This is a genomic window from Novosphingobium sp. B 225 (assembly GCF_002198665.1).
In the GTDB taxonomy this organism is placed as follows: Bacteria; Pseudomonadota; Alphaproteobacteria; order Sphingomonadales; family Sphingomonadaceae; genus Novosphingobium.
Genome location: NZ_MWLM01000003.1, coordinates 58,731 through 76,142, shown reverse-complemented (window position 1 = coordinate 76,142; position 17,412 = coordinate 58,731). Strand labels below are relative to the sequence as shown.

Genomic DNA, 17,412 nt, shown 5'->3' with positions numbered 1-17,412 from the left:
GCCGAATTAGATCTGATCGCATCCCGAGGACGGATGTACCCTTGGCGCAGGCATGGCAATGCAGAAAGTGGGGACCCGAATGACGATCCACAAAGGCTGGCAGTCACGGATCGAAAACTTGCGGTCCTCGCACCCCAAAAAAAACTGGCTCGTAGCGTAGCGCCTTGGCGCAAGCAGCTCCCTTCCGCTCTGGTTCACCTGGCCGAGCTGATTTGCCTGTCGGCTAGCATCGGCTCGGCCCGTGTTCGCCACAGTGCGTCATTCATCACCGGACCGCAACAGGGCATGATCCGGTTCCCTTCGTGCCGCATTACAGCGGCACGCGCAGAGGGCGAGCGGTAGTCTCGGCGCCTGAATATCCCCGGATCCCAACTACGCCCCAAACCTTCCCAGAACTGGGGGGCCGCATTCCAGTCATAGCCAGCATTGGCAAGCAGATAGAGACTCATGCGGTCAGCCTCGTCCTCGGCCCGCCGATTGAGCCTGCGGTTGCGGCCAAATTCGGCGAGCAGGCCTTGGCTAATACCGGCCTCGGCAAGCCGTCGGGTGTGGTTCAAAATCGTGTGGGCGAGTTCATGGGCCACGATGACGGCAAGGTCCGCATCGCTTGCCTTGGTGATGAAGTCCTGCCCGATCTGGATTGTCTGACCGTCAGACTGACCCAGCAGGCTGGAGCCGGAAACAACTTCCCATCTCGCCCGGCAGGCCTGCACCGGCTGCACCGCCACCTCGAATTGGGCGGTGTCGCGAACCAGAGTCAGGGCGATGGGGCGGTCCAGCGGGAGCTGTGTCAGAATCTGCTCGGCGCGGTCACGGTTCGCGGCCGAGGCACGCGCGGCAAGGATAGGCGAGAGTTTCATGTCGTTTATTGCAATGAGGCCATCGCCAGGAGCAATCCCGGCAACCTGGGCCGGACTTTCTGCCACAATGAGCTCGATCGCGATCGGCGAAGGGAAGCCAAAGTATTTTCTCGCCGCGTCGCGTAAGTCGGGATCGAACATGTCGAGTGCATGAAGCACAAGTCCGCTTGCGGGCATATGCCTGTCGCAATAGCGGTCGTTGGCGTTCAGCAGTCGCGTGATGGTCTGCGCGAGGCGTTCGTCTTCGCCGCGCAGGTGCGCAAAGGTCCGCTCGATTGTCGCTCGCGGAAGGGGCTCGGCGCAGAGGATCGCTGGAGAGGCGGCCGTCAGCAATACAAGCGCTACGACGGCCAGGCGGCGAATCGCGGTCAAGCTCTAGATCCTGCGATAAAGAACATACCATTCCTCACTCGTTTGCGTGCTTGGCAGCCGTTGAATCTAGCCTCACCAGTTCCCTGGGGCAATCAAGTTGAACCGCGAGACATATGGCATTGCTCATGGTCGCAATGAAGGTTGCCCGTCATACATTTGCGGCGGCAAGGCACTTTCTCCAAGGCAATAGCGGTCGGGCGATACTCAGGGCGGTACGTCGAGAGACCTGTCCGCTGCACATTGGAGATAAGAACGTGCGGGATTGACCGGGGAGACACAGTTAATGCTTGAAACGGTAGGGTAAGAACGCTATCCAATATCGGAATACAGGAGACTAATGATGATTCGTGCACGGACTATCGTCGCTTCATTGGCCGCATGCGGGCTCGCGTTCAGCGTCGCTGCGGAGGCCAAGCCTAAGTCGGGAGGCCAAGTTCGGGCGGCGTCCACTGTCAAGGGTGGTAAGGGCGCTGGTTCCACTGCGCGGATCGTTGCGCCCGTTGTTGTGATGGCTGGGATTGCAACTGCGATCATTGTGGGCAGCGCCGAGAAGAAGCCCGCTAGTCCGTGATTTCTGGTTGCTGATGATTTGAACAATCGTTGTGCAAGCTTTCTCTATCTGCCCGGCCTGAGAGCCGGGCGGTTATAGTCTTTGAGTGTGTTGAGGCTGAAGCGGTAGAGTGAAGATATAGAGTGCCCTTTTGCACCTGATTGAGTTCTGTTCTCAGGGCAGGTTTAGCTTTGGCGATTTTCATGTGGCGAGCGAATCGATATAGAGTTCGCTGAAGATCATGTGAGCTGCGAACATGTCCGTTTAAGAGAACCTGGTGCCTCCAATGCCAACTCGCTAAAGATAGCGTATGCTTGAACTTCTGGGCGTGATGAGATGAGCGGGCGCGGCGCAGGTGCCTGGCATTCGCCGTGGTGATCGCGAACATAACGCCGATACAATTTGAACGTCAGGTTCCTGGAGAAGACGAACCTCGATGCTCTGCCGTCCGCCAATTTTCTTCCTGATGGGTGTGGTGTTGCTTGCGGGCACTCAGAGCAGGGCGGCGCAAGCTGTGGCCGAGACAACGCTAGCCTACGCGAATAGCAATCTCCTGAACGACCTGAGCGGCTACCATACGCTCTCTTCTTATGCGATATCGGCTGCGCGGACGAAGTCCGGCCCGCTCAGGCAATCGGTGATGATCGATCCGGCGACTCTTTCTACTTGGCCACTCCGCGAACCCTGTAAAACTGATCACATCGCGGTTGCGATCGATCTCGATCCCGGTTCCCAGGTATTTGATCCGAACGATCCGCCATTTCCCGCGGATGGACTGGCGAACGAGTTGGAGCGGCTGCGGAGCTCCGAAATCTCGATCATCTGGTCAACCGACCTTCCGGAAATTCATGAAGATGCTGTCAGAACGATCCTTGCAGCAACGGAGCTCGACAAGGATCGCAGCGATACTCTGATCATGGCGACTAACCGAAGCACGAAGCATGACCAGCTACTCAAATTGAGCTCCGATTTCTGTATTATCGCTATGGGTGGTGATCGGATCGGAGATTTCGAGCCGGCTTATGACTATTTAAGAGATCCTAATGGACCGGTTGCGACGACACTTGCGGCAAATGTCGGAGATGGTTGGTTCATCATCTCGCTTCCGATCAGTTAAATCCGCCCGGCGAGAAGGTACCGGCTGGGTTGGATGTGTAAGCAGAAGTGTGTTGCATTCTGCCGGAAACGGCTGCTCTCTCGATGGTTCTTCCCGTTTTGCGATCCTGGTGCAGCGTTCCGAACCATCCGATAGAGCTGTCGATGTGCTGAGCGGGAGTTCTCTCGAGGACGCACTCTGGTCTCGCATGCTCGCCCAGGGTGCAGCGCTTTGGTGCTGACCCGCAGGCACTCTTACGGCTCTCCTTGCCTCACGCCGGCTGGCGCCCAGTCCCGCGCGCCTGGCGCTCATCTGCGTCGAGCCTTGCAAGGGTGCCGTTCCTTGTTGGCCCGCTCTGCGAGCGAGCAATCCCCAGGTGGTCTGGCCGCTCGAAGAATTCCTGAATCCGTCAGCCATAAGGAGGTGAGGAGAGGGGGCATTTTGGAGGTCGAAGGGATTAGACCGTTGTCGAGCCTTTTCGATTCCTAGCCTGATTAGTTGCTGTTATGTTCCAAAGAGAGCGACTATGAATGCCATCATGACCGACTTCGATTTCAAGAACGGTAGCGAGCCTGTTCCACAGAAGTGGGAAGGACTGGCTGAGCTTGATCGCGCTCTGGCGGAGAATCGGTTGACCGAATACCGGTTCAAGAAGGCCTGGGCGGATCCGTGGGCTCGAGCCTTTGGAATTGGCGTGATCACCCTGCTTGTTGCCTTTGGTATTTTCGTAATCGTCAACGATCTGATCATTGGCCACTAGGCTTCCATTCTTTCACGTCGTCGGCAGCTTCGGCACTCGCGCCGTTTGCTGGACCGGTCAGCTGGCCTAGCCTTCGTCGTTGTGCATCAATCTGCTGACGCCCAGCTCCTTGCTGGCGCGTCACTTCGTCATGCACTGTTGACGGATCAGGAGCAGAAAGCAGGTCCGGAACGGTTGGCACTGCACTAAGAGGGGCTGCCGCGCGGATCCCCGCTTGCGATGTTACAGCCGGATGCGGGATGGCAGGACCTTGCGACGGCACAAGCTCGCTCTCAACCTCGGATTTGATCCCGCCAGCATAGGATTCAACGAACTTGCGCTGGAGTGCCTGACCTTTCGGGCTGAGCTGGAACGTCGTGTCGTCGAACCGCACATCGCCATAGTAGTCGCGATTGTTCTCGATCTCCGCCATGCCCCACTCGCGATAGGCCTGGCTAAGGTTGAGGTTCCCGGCCGCATTGCTGCCCGAGTAGTAGGAGGCTTGCTGCTCCAGGCGTTGACCGACCTCGTCGGACCGCCGCGCTTCGAGAGTTGCTGTCTTGGTCTCAGTCAACGAGGCATTGAGACCGCTGGCGGTCGAACGAATGCGGCTGTTGCTCGACGTGCTGACCGTTCGCATGAACCCGTCGCGGCTGCTGGTCCAATTCTCGCTGTCGGAGATCTGGTGAAGTGTGCCTGAGATCTTGTCGCGGTCTTCCGACGCGATCCCGATATCGCTGTCGGTCCATGACTGGTTGCGGCCACCCTTTACGTTAGCGCTTGCGTTGAACACGCCAGCGTTTCCTCCAACGCCGGCTCCCGCTTCTCCATTAAAAAACCAGGATACGGTGATGTCGTCAGCAGCACGCCGTGAGAGCCCGAATTTTTGCTGCAGCACGTTGGATGCCTGATCGACTTGGCTGAACGCGGTCTGGACGCTGTCCGAGCTAGAGGTGCCTTGAGCTGTCTCGATGCCTTGGCCACTGGAATACTGGTCACGCAGTTCACGGAACTGCGCGATCGAACTGGAGGTCGCCTGGCTGGCGATCTGCGCGTTGGCCTCGCTTTTGGCGTGGTAGCCGCTGGCCATGGTCGAGAGCCGTGAGGAGAAGTCGCGTCCGAGGCTCGGGGTGAACGGATAGCTCGAGTTGGGAAGCTGGTCATAGGCAGCCTCGGGATAACTGGTAGTCTGCGCACCGCTCTCGCTGATCGTGCGGACCTGCGGGGCGCCATAGGTGAAGCTCGGCGCGCTAGTCCCTTGCGCGAACTGCTTGGTGAGCACGGTCGAGTTCTCGATGCTCGAATTGCCGAGCGCGACATTGCCTGTGCTCGCCTCGCGGGCCGCTTCCTCGGCGGCATTCTGGCTCGGATTGAGGTAGCTCGTCGCCTGATGCGAGATCGCCATGGCGCCCTTGGCGACGCCGCCCGCGAGGAACGGCACCGAGGCGATCAGGTAGCCGGCGAGCAGGCCGATGTCGGAATTCACATCGGCCATGCCGGTGAAAGTCGCAAGGCTGAGCCCGTTGGTTCCGGCGACCGCGGTCATGTCCGCGGCGCCTTTGAACATCAGCATCATGTGGAGGATTACGAACAGCGGCCCCCAGGCGGCGAGGTAGAAGAAGCCGGTGACATAGCCCTTGAGCGCGGTGGGGCCGGTCTTGGGGAGCAGGAACAGCGGGAACAGCACCGGGAACAGCGCGTAGAACAGCACGGTCAGGACGACATTCAATAGCGGGACCCATTTCATCGCGGCATTGGCGATCGAGCTGTAGGTCCGCTCGGTCTGGATGTCGGCTCGGGTCTGGGCATAGGTGTCGACGCTGCCGGTGCCGCTGGCCGCGCTCATCCCGTGCATGGCCTGGGTCATCGCGTTGATCGTCAGGGTCTGTTTGAAAATCTCAGCAGCATTCGAGGAAACCCCGGTGAGATACTGGTAGGCGACCGGGAGATCGGCAAACAGCTTGGCCTTGGCGAGCGCCGCGGTCTGGTTCGGGTAAAGTTGTCGGCCGAATACAGTGCCCATGGCGTCGATCAGTAAAGTCCACTGCGCGTTCATCGCATCATAGGCCTCGCGGCAAGTGATAATCGTGGAGGTGACCTGGCCACCGGTGTCGCGGGTAAGGAAGCGCTGGGCGCGCGCCTGGCTGCCCGGTGCGATCGTGGTCCAGATATCGCTGCTCTCGGCGAGCTGCTTCATCGAATAGCGCCCCAAGAGCACGTCGTAGAACACGCATTGGCGGAAATGCTCGTCAAGGTTGGCGGCAAATTCGGGGTCGGAAATGCGCAAGGACCGCGTGGCATCGTAAAGCCGCGCCCCGTAGATCATCCCGTTTTTGGAATAGTTGAGATCACCGGGGAGGCCGAACACGACCTCGGCCGAGCCGGTGAGATAGTCGCCGACCTGGCTGGTAAAGCTCGCCATGAGGCCGAGCCCGAGTGGCACATCGCTGACATTGGCGGGAGCGAGGTTCGGATTGAGCCGGTCGGTGATATGCACGTCGGTGCGCGGCACCATTAGGCAGGTGTACATCAAGGTCGCGCCAAGGAACCAGTTGATCCAGGCGCGCCAGTCCTGATTGAACGCCAGTGTGATCGCCGAGAGCGCCAGTCCCATGACCATCACGACCTGAAGCAAGCTTTTGTAGCCGCCATTACCGGTCCAGGCGGCGACCGCCTGGAATACATTGACGAGATAGTCGCCGCCACCAACCGTGAAGATCTCGAGCATGGGATTAGGAGCCTTCTTTGGCTTGAAGGGAAATCAGTGGGTGAGCGCGCGGCTCTGCAAGCCCCGCGACCAGTCGAGCGCGGCAGCCATGCCGGGCGACATCTGCGTCGCGAGCACGTTCTCGATGAACGCGGTCTTCTCGATGATCTGGAGAACCGCGTTGACCTTGAGGTGGGTATTGGCCTGGCGGTCGGCGAGCGCGGTACGGACCGTGTTCACCTGGTTCTGCCACATCGCGATCTTGGCTTCGTCGGCACCGATGAAGCTCGACATCGAGCGTCCCGCTTCGCTGACGATCCGGTCGAGCACCGCGAACAGCAGGTCGACCGAGGCCAGTTCGGCGAGCGTCTCGCGGTCGTCGGTCGGCATGCCGCGCCCGTAAGCGGCCTGGACGGTGAGGATCTTGTAAAGCGGCACGCTCGAGACCTGGAGCAGCTCCTTTTGCGCCGCAGTGATCGGGCTGTCGTCGCGGATCGCCTGGACCATCCCGTCGATCAATACCGAAACCCGGTGGCGCAGCGATTTGGAGACGGGGAGATTGAGGGAGCGGAACCCCGGGTCGAGACATTTGTCGGTCTCGTCGCAGTGGAAGATCAGGACATTGCCATTGCTGGTCCCGTCGAGCAGCGAGGTGACGAGGGTCGAGGAGCTTTCACCGACGATCGGCACGAATTTGCCCGGCTCGTCGTCCCCCGGCGGCATGTAGATGATCGTGCCGAGCATGGTCATCGCATATTCGGCAAGCTCCTGGTCGAGCGTGCCGTTCGGCGAGAAAAACGCGGACTTCTTGAGGATCGTCCAGGTGTAGTTGCGCGGCACGCCGGGATTGACGTCGTCGTATTTGCCTGCGCCCGCCTGAGTGGTGCTGGTCCGCTGGCCGCGGGTGCCGCAGCCGTGTTTGGCCGCAGCATAGTCGGTGAAGATCCCCTCGCTGTTACCGATCGCCTCACAGATCGCCTTGTCGGCAAGGTCGCCCTTGGGCCAGATCCCGCCGACCAGGCCCTGCGCCAATTCGCACGAGTTGATGTTGAGGTTGTTCATGAGCTGCGCTTTCTGCGCGAACTCCTGCATGATCTTCGAGCACTCGGGGCAGACCGTGTCGATCGCGAGGCTGAAGGCGAACCCGACCGCGTTGTTGGCGACGGCCTTGAGCATCGCGACGATCTCGCTCGCATTGATGAAGCTGAACGAGCCGGCGAATAGGTCGATCCCGCCGCAGCCGGCGCGTGCGCGCGGCAACTGCAGATTGGCGATGTTGGTCGTCTTCTGCGGGAACCGGGTCCAGACATTGCCGAGGCTGTAGTAGCCAGCGGATTGACCCTGGAACGCGGTCGGGCCGTTGACCTGCGCCGCACCGCCGACATCGTTTAGGAACGAGTCCATCGAGCTGCCGACATCGGCCCTGGCCGGAGAGAGCGGAAGCGTGGTGAGGGGGAGGGTGACCGCAAGCAGTGCGGTCACCATGCGCTTGAACCTAGTAGTCACGGCCGGCGTCCTTGGTGGTGAGGAGGTAGATGCGATCCTGGAGCTCGTCGGCGCTCATCACGCCGTAGCCGATCGGGATCGCGCGGGATTGGGCGGCATCCCAGAGCACGACCGCCGGGGTCACCCCGGGGTCGAGTCCCATCTTGGCGCGTTGGTTGGTCTCGACGGTGTATCTGGGGAAGGTTCGAGAGGGGCCGCCGTCGGTCGAGATCGCGCGGACCTTGATGTGCCAGGTCTGGGCAACGCTTTGAACGATTGGCGACATCACCTCGCACGCGCCGCAAGACTGGGCAAAGAAGTAGAACAGCCCGTAGCGCTGCGAGAGCCCGGCCATCACACTGTCGCGCTCGGCCTTGCGGTTGTCCTGCCAGGCGCGCTTGCCGAGCGTCGAGACCGGGCGTTGGAGGGTGTAGTCGAGGTCAGGCTCCTGCCAGATCGCGCGCTGCCAGACATCGCTGAACAGCGAGGCCTGGTCGAGCTGACGGCGCTGGAAGCGGATATAGGCCGTGACGTTATCAGGGCTGGGATCAAGTATTGCCTTGGCCTTGAGCTCGCGCAGCTCGGCCGTGATTGCATCAAGCCGAACGCTGGCGCTTGCTGCCTCGGCGGGGGCCGGTTCCTGCCTTTCGGGCGGCTTGGACTTGGAGCAATAGAACCAGTATCCAAGCTGCCGTTCGGCGCAGTAGAACGGATCGCCCACATCCCTGGTCGCGGCGGTTGGTCCATCGCCGGCCGCAGCGGGCTCGGGCAGGGCGAACAGGCAGATAGCGGCAAGGCAGGCGGCGACAAGCCGCCGCATGCTATTGGCGGGCACGGGCATAGTAGTCCTCGATTTTTCCCTGGATATCGGTGGCGGCCTGAAGCTCGTCGGGGAGCCGCGCAGCGTCAGTGAACTCGGCGTAGACTTCGCTGAAATCCATCCGGCTGAGGTCGAGCCGCGCGAACTCGTCAATGGTGAACCCGGCGCATTGCTCGGTCTTGGGGCTGGCCCAGGGCTTGGGCAGCTGTGCGCGGCCCTGCTCCTGGAGGATTCGGCTGAGCTTCGATTCAAAGCAGCAGTAAACCTTGCGCTTGGTCAGGCAGACCCCGAGGAACGATGACGAGCAGTAGGTCCCGACATAGGCGCAGAGACCCTGCGCATCCTTGTGGTGGAGCAGCAACTCCTCGCGGCTGCAGCCGAGTGCCACCAGCAGCTGGATGCCCGGGATCAGCGGGAAACCCTTACCCTTGCAACAATTGAGGATCCCGAAGACCTTGGACGAGCAGCTCTCACGCGTGCCCTTGAACAGGGTGAGATTGTCGGGATCGAACTCGCGGCGGGCCTGGTCCATTGCATTCAGCGCCACCACCGCGTCCTTGAACTCGGTATTGGGCTGGCGCTGGATCGTCTCGCAGCTCCCGTCGATGCAATAGACGTCGCCGTCGCAGATGAACTGGTTCGGGTTCCGCGGCTGCTCCGGGACCGGGCAATCGTAGACCCGCTCGAAGGTCCGGCACGGGACCTCATCGGTCAGGCAATATTCTTGCTCGAGATTGCAGCCCGGGGTCTGCTCGAGCGTGGTGCAGTCCTGCGCGGGGGTGAACCTGTTGCACTGGTAGTCGCGGCGCCAGGCCCAGCAGGGTTGGGTGACAGAGTAGCCGTCGATCGTGCGGGTCACCGGATCGCTGTCGGTGCAGGTCTCTTGCCCGCCGGTGCAATTGGTGTCGGCGGCAAAGCTCGTACACTGGCTTTCATCGCGCCGCGTCGTGACGCTGCTCGAGCTTGCGGTACTTATCGGAGACAAGCCACCGACGGGAGCGCTGCAGGTATATTCGTCGATTGGCTCGCCCGGCTCTGCGCAGTAGCGCACGCCGTTATCAATCCCCCACTGCAGGCACGGGCCGTCGTGGCTGCCAGTCTGCGTGCAGGTATCTCCTGGCAGTAGATTGCAGGCCGGTTCCCGTCCCAGTCCGATCGAAGTGCAGTAGTACAGGTAGCTGGTCGTTGTGGTTACCGTCGCAATGAGCGGGATGGTGCAACTCACCGTGCCGCTATCGAGCGTATAGCCAGTGTTGCAGCTCGCCTTGTAGCGCGCGGCGGTGCCGGTGCTCGGCGGAAGCTGCACGCAGCGGCCTTCTGTGCCGGTGATGCCCATCCCGCTGGCGTAAGACAGCGGATCCTGGTTGACCGCCTTTGAGCGCGCGATCGTCGCATCGAGATCGATCGCGTCGAATCGGGCACGGCTGTCCATCGACTGCCGCATTGCCTGGTAGCCGGTGCTCGAGCTCGCCTCGCTCGCTGCCTGGCGCTCCATCGCCTTTGGGTCGTCGAACCAGGTCGACTGGCTCGGCGTGCCCGAGAAGCCGGGAACCCGGTCGGCATTGGGCTGGGTGGTTGCAGCGCTTTGCGCGGCGCCTGCCTGCTGTTGGCCGAATGCTTTGCCATCGGTCTTGGCGTCAGCGATGCTGGTCTGGGCTTGCGCTGCTGCGGGCAGGGCGAACACAAGGAGCAGGCTCAAGCTAACATGTTTCATGGCTGCTCCTCCTGGAGGAGGGCGAGGTGCTGCGCGGCGATTTTGGCGCCAGGACCGCCACCTGCAGCAAAGGTGCGCAGCGCGTATTCGGCGGTGAGGTTGCCGGTCATCCGGTCGAAGGGTGGAACCGACGTGGTGCACTCGAGCCCGCTGCAGAGATCGAAGTCGCTGGCGGTGACGACATAGGCCGGCACTTCGTTCACGGCGAAGGCACGGAACAGGCGCGGGTCGATCCCGACCCCGTCCATGCGCTCGCCGGGCTTCAGGACTTTGGTCAGGGCATCGGTCATCAGCTTGGCCGAGCCTTTTGTGAGGCCGCGAAATACCACCACGCCTCCGGCGCGGGTGACATCCTCCATCATCTGGCGCAGCGCCTGAGCGGGCATCGACAGCGAGGCAAAAGCGATGAACCGCGGTGCCTTGCCCATGCCCTCTTTCGCCATGTCACCGGCATCGGTGACCATCTGGTCGAAATCGAAAGTGCTGTCGGTCGCTGTCGCGCGGGACACCTGACTGGCGTAAGTCCGGCCGTTGATCTTGGCGGCTTCGGCGTTGCTTGCCGCTTCGCGGTCAAGCCCCTTGGCTCTCTCGCGAGCGTTCGCGGCGAGCGCTTCGGCTTCGCCGGACTGGTCGGCGGCGCGCTGGCGGATCGCTTCGAGATCGATCCCCGGATCGCTTGGGGATGCTAGCGCACCGCCGAGTGCAGAACTAGCGGCAAGCACAGTGATTGCAAGCATTTGGAGGCGGGTTTTCATAGCGCGCAGCAGTTTCTTTTGCGCCAGACCAGGTAGCCCATGTCTTCCCCGATCGCGGGGTAGACCTGGCCGGCTGACATGAAGGTGGTGGAGGCCCCGATTGGCGCGCAGGCATGGCGCCCGCTGGTCTGGGGGTTGGGGTTGGTGGCCTGAAAACGGTATTGCTGCTTGCGCATCACTGGCATCAGGTATTTGCCGCAAAGCCCCTTGCCGCCCATCGTCCCCCAGGCGACCAGCTCGCGGTGGAGCTTGTAGGCGAAGCGCGACAGCGCGAGCTTTGATGCCTGGACATGGCCGATCGTCGCCGAGACATTGCCGTTCAAGGGGTACATCGAGCCCTGGCAGCCGGCGCACCAGAACAGGGCGTCGGACGGCAGCTTGGTGGTCGCGAGTACACAGTCAGCAGCGCAGGCGGCGAGCGCGAGCGGGTTGGCGAACAGCACGGCTTCTGGATTGATGATCGCGGTGAGCTCGCTGTCCTGCCACAGCGGGTCGATCTCGGTGATGTAGAGGATATCGACCGAGCCTGATTCCAGGCAGAGGAAGTCGGCGACAAGCTCCATCCAGTAGATCAGCGGATAGGCGTACCAGTGAATGTTCCACTGCGAATTGTACTGGCTTGCGCCGCCGACCGCCGAGGGACCGGCCATGGTCTTGTGGCCGATGTTGAACCCCGGATCGAGCTTGAGCCCGCCGAGGTTGACGAAGCACCACGGCTTCATCGAGACGTCGGCCAGCCGGACCGGCTCCCAGAACCCCAGCGCGATCCCGGGCCTGAGACCGCACAGGCACACTGGCAGGTCGGGGTTGTCGGGATCGGGGCGGTTCGACGGCCAGATCTTCAATCCTCCGATCGAGATCGGAAACAGACACGACCAGCAGATGTCGGTGATCGGGTTGACGAAGTGACCGGTGCAGCGCCCCGGACCCGCGGCGGCGCGCGCAGACCCGCTGCCTGCTGCGGTCAGAAAGAACGCTGCAAACAGCGTCCACCAAAGTTTTGGGAGCTTGCGCTTGATCATGACCGCCTCGCGGTTCTGGGTGGCTGTTCGGTGACAAGGAGCGCGCGGCCCTGCTGCTCGACCACGGCAGGGACAGCACGGATCGAAAAATGCTGGGTGAGTTTGCCGCCCTGGTCGAAATAGAACCGGCGCTGGCGGGCCTTCATCAGCTCGAGCGGTGCGCCGCCGACAAGGATGAATTTGGCCTGGGTGGCTCCGAAGCGCGCCATCGCCCAATCGACCTGGGCCCTGTCGTCGCCGTCGAGGAAGACGAGGGGGCCGCGCAGCGGCACGGTATCGAGCGGATTGACGCGGGTGCCGCGGGTGATGATCGTGCGGCCCTTGTCGTCCGTGATGTCGGCATCGACCGTGATCGTGGGATCGAACGACCACCGGCGCAGCGTCGCGGCGAGTGTCAGTCCGGCGACCGGCGCGGGGCGATTGACCCTGGCGATGGTCCGGCGCTTCAGTTCGTCGTTGAGCCGCGCGGTCTCGCCGCTCGCCTCGAGATAGGTCAGCCGCGCCTTGATCTGCTGGAGCAAGTCAGGCTCGATCACCGGCCAGACCGCGCCGTGCTGGCCGTAGTCGCGGGCCTCGGCGCCAGTGGTGACCAGCAGCGCCATCGCGGTCACACAGAGCGGGTAGGAAAGGCGCCTCACAGGATTGGTCTCCCCACCCCGAGCACGCGGCCGCGGCAAATCCACCCGATCGCGGCGTAGCGGCTGTCGAACCCGTCCTTGTGCTCGGTGCCGACGAAGTAGCAGCCGCTCGGGATGATCCCGGTCGGGCCGAGCGCGAGCGGCTCGCCCCAGCGGGAGGCGGGCTTGGCGAGCGCGACCACGGCGCCGTTGACGAAGAAGGTTCGGTTCCGCTCTGTCACCGCATCGCCGGCAACGCCGTAAATCCGCTTGCCGAACGGATGTGGGCGTGCGCCGAAATGGCGAACGAGCAGGTCCGAAGCGGGCGGATCGAACAGGATCAGGTCGCCGCGCGCCGGCACCGCGGTCCGGTCGAGCCAGAGAGCCCAATAGGGTAGCGACGGGCTTGCGTTGATCAAGAGCGCGTGGTCCCGCGCGAAACCGCTGAGCGAGGTCAGCGCGATCGCCGCGGCGCCGCCAGCGGTGAGCAAAACCAGTCGCGGCGCGCGACCGAGCGTCCGCGTGAACCAGGTGGGAGTGGAGTTATCGGGCGCCACGGCCGGGTACTCCAGGCTGAAGGTCAAGCCGCTTGGCGACATCGGCGCGGACCTGTTCGGTGAGATCGGGAACGCCGCCGGAGACCACCGCTTCGGCGACGAGCACAGTCCGGCCCTCGCGGCCAAGGCCTTGGACCGATGCTTCGACCGCCTTGAGATAGGCTGCGACCCGGGCTTGCGTTTCTTCGGCCGACCGGCCCGAACGGGCCTCGCTTTCGACAAAGCCGCCCATAATCCGCGAGAGCTGGACCGTGACCACTTCGCGGCGACCGAGCTCGATTAGCTTGTGGGTCGCCCAGACACCCCACAGCGCCGAGGCCACCATCGATCCCGCAAGCACAAGCGCGGTCAGCGAGAGGCCAGCGAAACGGCATTCACCGTTCGATGTTGCCAATATGTTCTTCACAGTTCTTTCCTCCGGTCAGCGAGGGTTTCGGCGACCTGGCTCGCAAAGCGCGGCAGGCGCCAGATGACGACCAGAGTGGCCACGCCGAGCAGCCCGTACGCCGCAGCCTGCACGAAACGGGCCTGGGCAGCGTGATCCGCAGCGAGATAGTGCGCTGACAAGTTGCCAAGCTGAGTGAACAGCAGCGCCGGGTTGCCGCCAACGAGCAGAAGGAAGTACGCAAGCGGCAGGCCGAGCACGGCCAGGTAGATCGAGCCAAGGAAAGCTCCGGCCTTGACGAGGATATAGCACAGGTCGGCGAAAATCCGGCGCTTCGGGGAAGGCTTGGCATCGAGTTCGCCCGGCGTTTCTGGGGCGCGATCAAACGGGGTGACGAGATGGAGCGGCATGAGGCTTTAGTCCTTTTTGTAGTTCGGGTTATTGGGGGTTTGGGAAGGCGATGCGCTCGATCGCATCGGCGAGTTGAACCCCTCGCGCGATCTCGGCATCGATTGCAGCGAAGGTTGCGGGCGAGCTCGAGAATAGCGTTGCCGAATAGTCGTCGAGCACGAGCCGCCCGATTGCCTCGGTTTCCGGGCCCTTGATGAAGACCTCGGAATAGGCTGAGCCCGAGCGCTTGAGACTGCGGATCAGTGTTTCGGTGCGCTCGTCCATGTCGAGGCGCTTGCTGGCCTTGAAGTCGGCAATGGTCTCGCCCTTCTGCTGAAGGATCAGCATCCAATCGCTGTTTTCGAGCGCAGCGGTCGCACCGTCCGACTTGTAATAGTCGTTGAGGCTCTGTGTGGCGGTGGCGAGCGCACCGCCGTATTTGCGGCAGGTGCGGGCATAGGTCTCGACGAACTCACCCATCGAACCGCCTTTGAGCATCGACCAGGCTTCGTCGATCAACAGCAGCTTGCGGACCGAACGCGGGCTGCGGGTCATCGCCTGGCTGGTCATGAACATGATGGCCGAGAGCACCACCGAGCGCAGCTCTTCGCGGGTGGCGAGATCGGACATTTCGAACACGGTGAAGTCCGCCTCGAGATCGAGGCTCGCCTGGCCCTCAAAGAACTGCGCGTAGGTGCCCCCAGCGGTGAACGGTCCCAGCGAGGTCGCAAGGTCCGCGGCGGTCTCGTTCTCCATGGCGGCGAGGCACGCGCCGACCTGGGTGACGCTGGCCCTGGACTGGTGCTCTGACCAGACCAGGTTAACGGCCCGATCGATCAGTCCGCGCTCGGTATCTGTGAGCTTGGCGGAATGCCGCGCCATCTGTCCGACAATGGCTTTGACCATCGCGAAGCAGTCGAGCCGGTAATCCTCGTCTTCCGCAGCGCGGGATGCGTCGATCATCGAGAAGGGATTGAGGCAGAACCCCGAGGCGAGGGTGAACTCGATGAACCGTCCGCCCTGGAGTTTGACCGAATGCTCGAAGCTGCGCCCGTCGTCGATCACCACGACCTTGGCCCCGGCGCCTCGCAGCGCGGCGCACATTTCCTGCAGCAGCACTGACTTACCCGAACCCGACTTGCCGCAGATCGCGACGTTGTGGTTGCCCGCTTCGTTCTCGAACGGCGACCAGTAGAAGGGCTGGCCGCGCCGCCCGACGAACAGCAGGTGCGGCACCGGCCCGCCGAGATACTCGCCCTGCAGCGGCGCGATGTTTGCCGCAGTGGTCGAGAGCAGGGTCTTGAAGCGCTTCAGCCGCTCCATGTCGGCGCCGAGCCCGTCGGCAAGGGTGAGCGGCATGGCCGCCAGGAGCCCCTGGATCTGGAGGTAACGTTCGTCCGACAGATCCCAGCCTGCGGCCTTGTAGATCGACTTGACCGCGCGCTCATGGCGGTCGCCCTGGCCCAGCGGCGACCAGGTGGTGATCCCGTAGAACACCCGGACCAGGCGGCGACCTTCCTGGAGCTCGGCCTGGACGTGTTGCCACTCGGCCGATTGTTCGGCGATCCGCGGCAGGAACCGCGCGCTGCGGGTCTGCGACAGGCTAGTGGTGCGCATGAACTTGAACCCGGCCTTCGCGGCAGCCGCTTCCTGATCGGGATAGACGAGGCAGAGCATGGTCGCCGCTGGGCAGGGGAACCGGAGCTTGTCGGTGAAGAGGTCGCCGATCAGCCGCGCGCACTCGTGCGGCGCCCAGCGCGGCGGCATGTTACGCACCGCGAAATGGCGTAGGTCGAAGCGGTCGGGATAGACCGCGCCGATCTCGGGCACGCCCTGGTTGTGAAACCCGGTGGGCCGAAACCTTTCGGTCCCGAGCTCAATCCGGTCTTCGTGGACCAGGAGCTCGATGTCCCGGCGGATCGCCTGATTGGCGATGGGGTCATTGGGGTTGTAGGGTACCGCATCGTCCTGCGGTGCGGTGGTTGGCGAGGTCAGATCGTCGAGCAGCGCGATGAGGTGCTGCGGCTCGTATTCGATCACGCCGAGGTTCAAGGACTTCAGCATGCCAATCAGCCCTTCGCGGGCGTGGCTCAGTTCCTCGTTGCTGATCGCCTTGGACGCTGGCACGCCCAATGAGATCACCACCTGGTGCGCGCGGGCGTGGAACGGCGCATCGCTGGCGCCCGATTTCCAGACCATCGAATAGAGCTTCTTCGCCCGGTGGCGCGCGATCGCCTCGTAGACCCCGCCCTGTTCGTAGCGCGGGGCAAACCACGGCGCGACGATCCGGCTGATCCGGGGGCTTGCGAGATGGAGGATCTGGAGGCAGGCGCCTGCAGGCAGGCCTTCGGAAAAGAACGCCCCGAGGATCTCGCCGGTGCGTTCATCGGCGCCGATCAGCGGAGTGACCCCGAGCACGAACCCCTTTGAGCGGGCGTTGACATAGAGCCGGCTCGCCGGATCGTAGACCCGGTAAGGCAGCCAGTCCGAGAGCATGTCGAGCATCAGCATCGGACGCCCAGCCTCGGCCTGCTCGGCATCACCAAGCAAACCGGCAAGCAACCGGTCACGCAGCGCTCCGAATGACAGCGCCATCACTTGGGCTCCTTGTTCGGGGCTACCTCGGCCTTGGCCTTGAGCGCTTTGGCAGTTTCGATCGCGGCCGCGCTCGGCCAGATGTGCCTGATTTCCTCCAAAGGCCGAGGGGCCCGAACATGCGGGGTGGGGGACATGTCGGACCCCTCGGCTGCCGACGCGGCCTGAACAGGCATGGCCGCGTCGGCCTGGGCCTCGCCGCCCGGGGAGGGGAGGACAGGCGGCGAGGAAGGGGTGAAGGGGTCGGAAGTGACTACAGGGGCACTGTCTTCAGGAGGCAGGGGCTGGAGACTCGCCTGAGCGTCGCCTTTGCGCACTGGATCGGCAGCGCGGCGGGCCTGATCTTTGAGCCCCTGGCGCAGCGCGCGGATTGTGCCTTTGGCTTCAGCGGCATTGCCGCCGCGCAGCTCGCCCGCCCAGCGCGCCGCCTCGACCACGGTCCAGGCTGCCGATTGCTCGTGCAGCGTGCCTGAGGCGTCGACATGTGCGGGAAACACAATCTTCAAGGTGCGCTCGCCGGTGCGGGCGGTATCGGCCGCGCTCACAGAGATCCGCTGACGGGGATCGGCGGCATCGCTGGCTTCGGTCTTGACCAGCTCGCGAACCGCCTTGGCATCAACTTCACTCAAAGGCTGACAGTCAGCCTTGGGCGGTCGGCACGAAAAATCGCCCGAAATATTGGTGCCGAGGTGCGTGCATCCGGAGAGGCTGAGGGCAAGCGCGGCGAGCGGGATTGAGCGGTCCATGG

The 17,412-nt window shown here is 62.9% G+C and carries 15 protein-coding genes; 2 read left to right on the top strand and 13 right to left on the bottom strand.

The features are described 5' to 3' along the window. Window positions 1–194 precede the first annotated feature (194 nt). Entirely contained in the window at window positions 195–1,232 is a 1,038-nt protein-coding gene (locus MNBBLIKP_RS00565) for a peptidase M48 family protein (protein ID WP_088306573.1), read from the bottom strand. A 986-nt stretch (window positions 1,233–2,218) separates the two neighbouring features. Between MNBBLIKP_RS00565 and MNBBLIKP_RS00555 the strand changes: the two genes are divergently transcribed. Together MNBBLIKP_RS00555 and MNBBLIKP_RS00550 are read left to right on the top strand one after the other, a co-directional pair. Next, window positions 2,219–2,899 carry a hypothetical protein gene (locus MNBBLIKP_RS00555; protein WP_088306571.1) on the top strand — a complete coding sequence of 227 codons (681 nt, stop codon included), beginning with the start codon at window positions 2,219–2,221 and terminating at the stop codon, window positions 2,897–2,899. A 505-nt stretch (window positions 2,900–3,404) separates the two neighbouring features. Further along, window positions 3,405–3,638 (top strand): hypothetical protein, encoded by a 234-nt coding sequence (locus tag MNBBLIKP_RS00550; protein ID WP_088306570.1) that lies wholly within the window; start codon window positions 3,405–3,407, stop codon window positions 3,636–3,638. Here the strand turns inward: MNBBLIKP_RS00550 and MNBBLIKP_RS00545 are convergent. The 12 genes from MNBBLIKP_RS00545 to MNBBLIKP_RS00490 are packed head-to-tail and all read right to left on the bottom strand — an operon-like array spanning window position 3,625 to window position 17,410. Next, window positions 3,625–6,345 (bottom strand): conjugal transfer protein TraG N-terminal domain-containing protein, encoded by a 2,721-nt coding sequence (locus tag MNBBLIKP_RS00545; RefSeq protein WP_088306569.1) that lies wholly within the window; start codon window positions 6,343–6,345, stop codon window positions 3,625–3,627. The two genes, MNBBLIKP_RS00550 and MNBBLIKP_RS00545, sit on opposite strands and share 14 nt — an antisense overlap. 33 nt (window positions 6,346–6,378) lie before the next feature. Continuing rightward, window positions 6,379–7,809: a conjugal transfer protein TraH gene (locus MNBBLIKP_RS00540; protein ID WP_088306568.1), complete on the bottom strand. Its 1,431-nt coding sequence runs from the start codon at window positions 7,807–7,809 to the stop codon at window positions 6,379–6,381. Window positions 7,810–7,819: 10 nt separating this feature from the next. Next, entirely contained in the window at window positions 7,820–8,629 is an 810-nt protein-coding gene (locus MNBBLIKP_RS00535) for a conjugal transfer protein TraF (RefSeq protein ID WP_441339258.1), read from the bottom strand. Window position 8,630: 1 nt separating this feature from the next. Continuing rightward, window positions 8,631–10,343, bottom strand: a complete 1,713-nt coding sequence (locus tag MNBBLIKP_RS00530; RefSeq protein WP_088306566.1) for a conjugal transfer protein TraN — start codon at window positions 10,341–10,343, stop codon at window positions 8,631–8,633. Beyond that, window positions 10,340–11,080: a type-F conjugative transfer system pilin assembly protein TrbC gene (gene trbC / locus MNBBLIKP_RS00525; protein WP_254912863.1), complete on the bottom strand. Its 741-nt coding sequence runs from the start codon at window positions 11,078–11,080 to the stop codon at window positions 10,340–10,342. Before trbC ends, MNBBLIKP_RS00530 begins: the two co-directional genes overlap by 4 nt. 14 nt (window positions 11,081–11,094) lie before the next feature. Next, the gene (gene traU, locus MNBBLIKP_RS00520; RefSeq protein ID WP_088306564.1) at window positions 11,095–12,120 is read right to left on the bottom strand and encodes a conjugal transfer pilus assembly protein TraU; all 1,026 of its coding nucleotides are present in this window, start codon (window positions 12,118–12,120) and stop codon (window positions 11,095–11,097) included. Next, the gene (gene traW, locus MNBBLIKP_RS00515; RefSeq protein WP_088306635.1) at window positions 12,117–12,722 is read right to left on the bottom strand and encodes a type-F conjugative transfer system protein TraW; all 606 of its coding nucleotides are present in this window, start codon (window positions 12,720–12,722) and stop codon (window positions 12,117–12,119) included. The genes traU and traW overlap by 4 nt, the downstream gene beginning before the upstream one ends. A gap of 32 nt (window positions 12,723–12,754) precedes the next feature. After that, window positions 12,755–13,321: a S26 family signal peptidase gene (locus MNBBLIKP_RS00510; protein ID WP_254912862.1), complete on the bottom strand. Its 567-nt coding sequence runs from the start codon at window positions 13,319–13,321 to the stop codon at window positions 12,755–12,757. Next, window positions 13,281–13,700, bottom strand: a complete 420-nt coding sequence (locus MNBBLIKP_RS00505; protein ID WP_088306634.1) for a TrbI F-type domain-containing protein — start codon at window positions 13,698–13,700, stop codon at window positions 13,281–13,283. Before MNBBLIKP_RS00505 ends, MNBBLIKP_RS00510 begins: the two co-directional genes overlap by 41 nt. After that, window positions 13,697–14,089, bottom strand: a complete 393-nt coding sequence (locus MNBBLIKP_RS00500) for a hypothetical protein (RefSeq protein ID WP_088306562.1) — start codon at window positions 14,087–14,089, stop codon at window positions 13,697–13,699. Before MNBBLIKP_RS00500 ends, MNBBLIKP_RS00505 begins: the two co-directional genes overlap by 4 nt. A 28-nt stretch (window positions 14,090–14,117) precedes the next feature. Further along, window positions 14,118–16,664, bottom strand: coding sequence for a type IV secretion system protein TraC (traC, locus tag MNBBLIKP_RS00495; protein ID WP_088306561.1), 2,547 nt, complete (start codon window positions 16,662–16,664; stop codon window positions 14,118–14,120). Beyond that, window positions 16,664–17,410: a conjugal transfer protein TraV gene (locus tag MNBBLIKP_RS00490; RefSeq protein ID WP_254912861.1), complete on the bottom strand. Its 747-nt coding sequence runs from the start codon at window positions 17,408–17,410 to the stop codon at window positions 16,664–16,666. The genes traC and MNBBLIKP_RS00490 overlap by 1 nt, the downstream gene beginning before the upstream one ends. Between the last annotated feature and the right edge of the window lie 2 nt (window positions 17,411–17,412).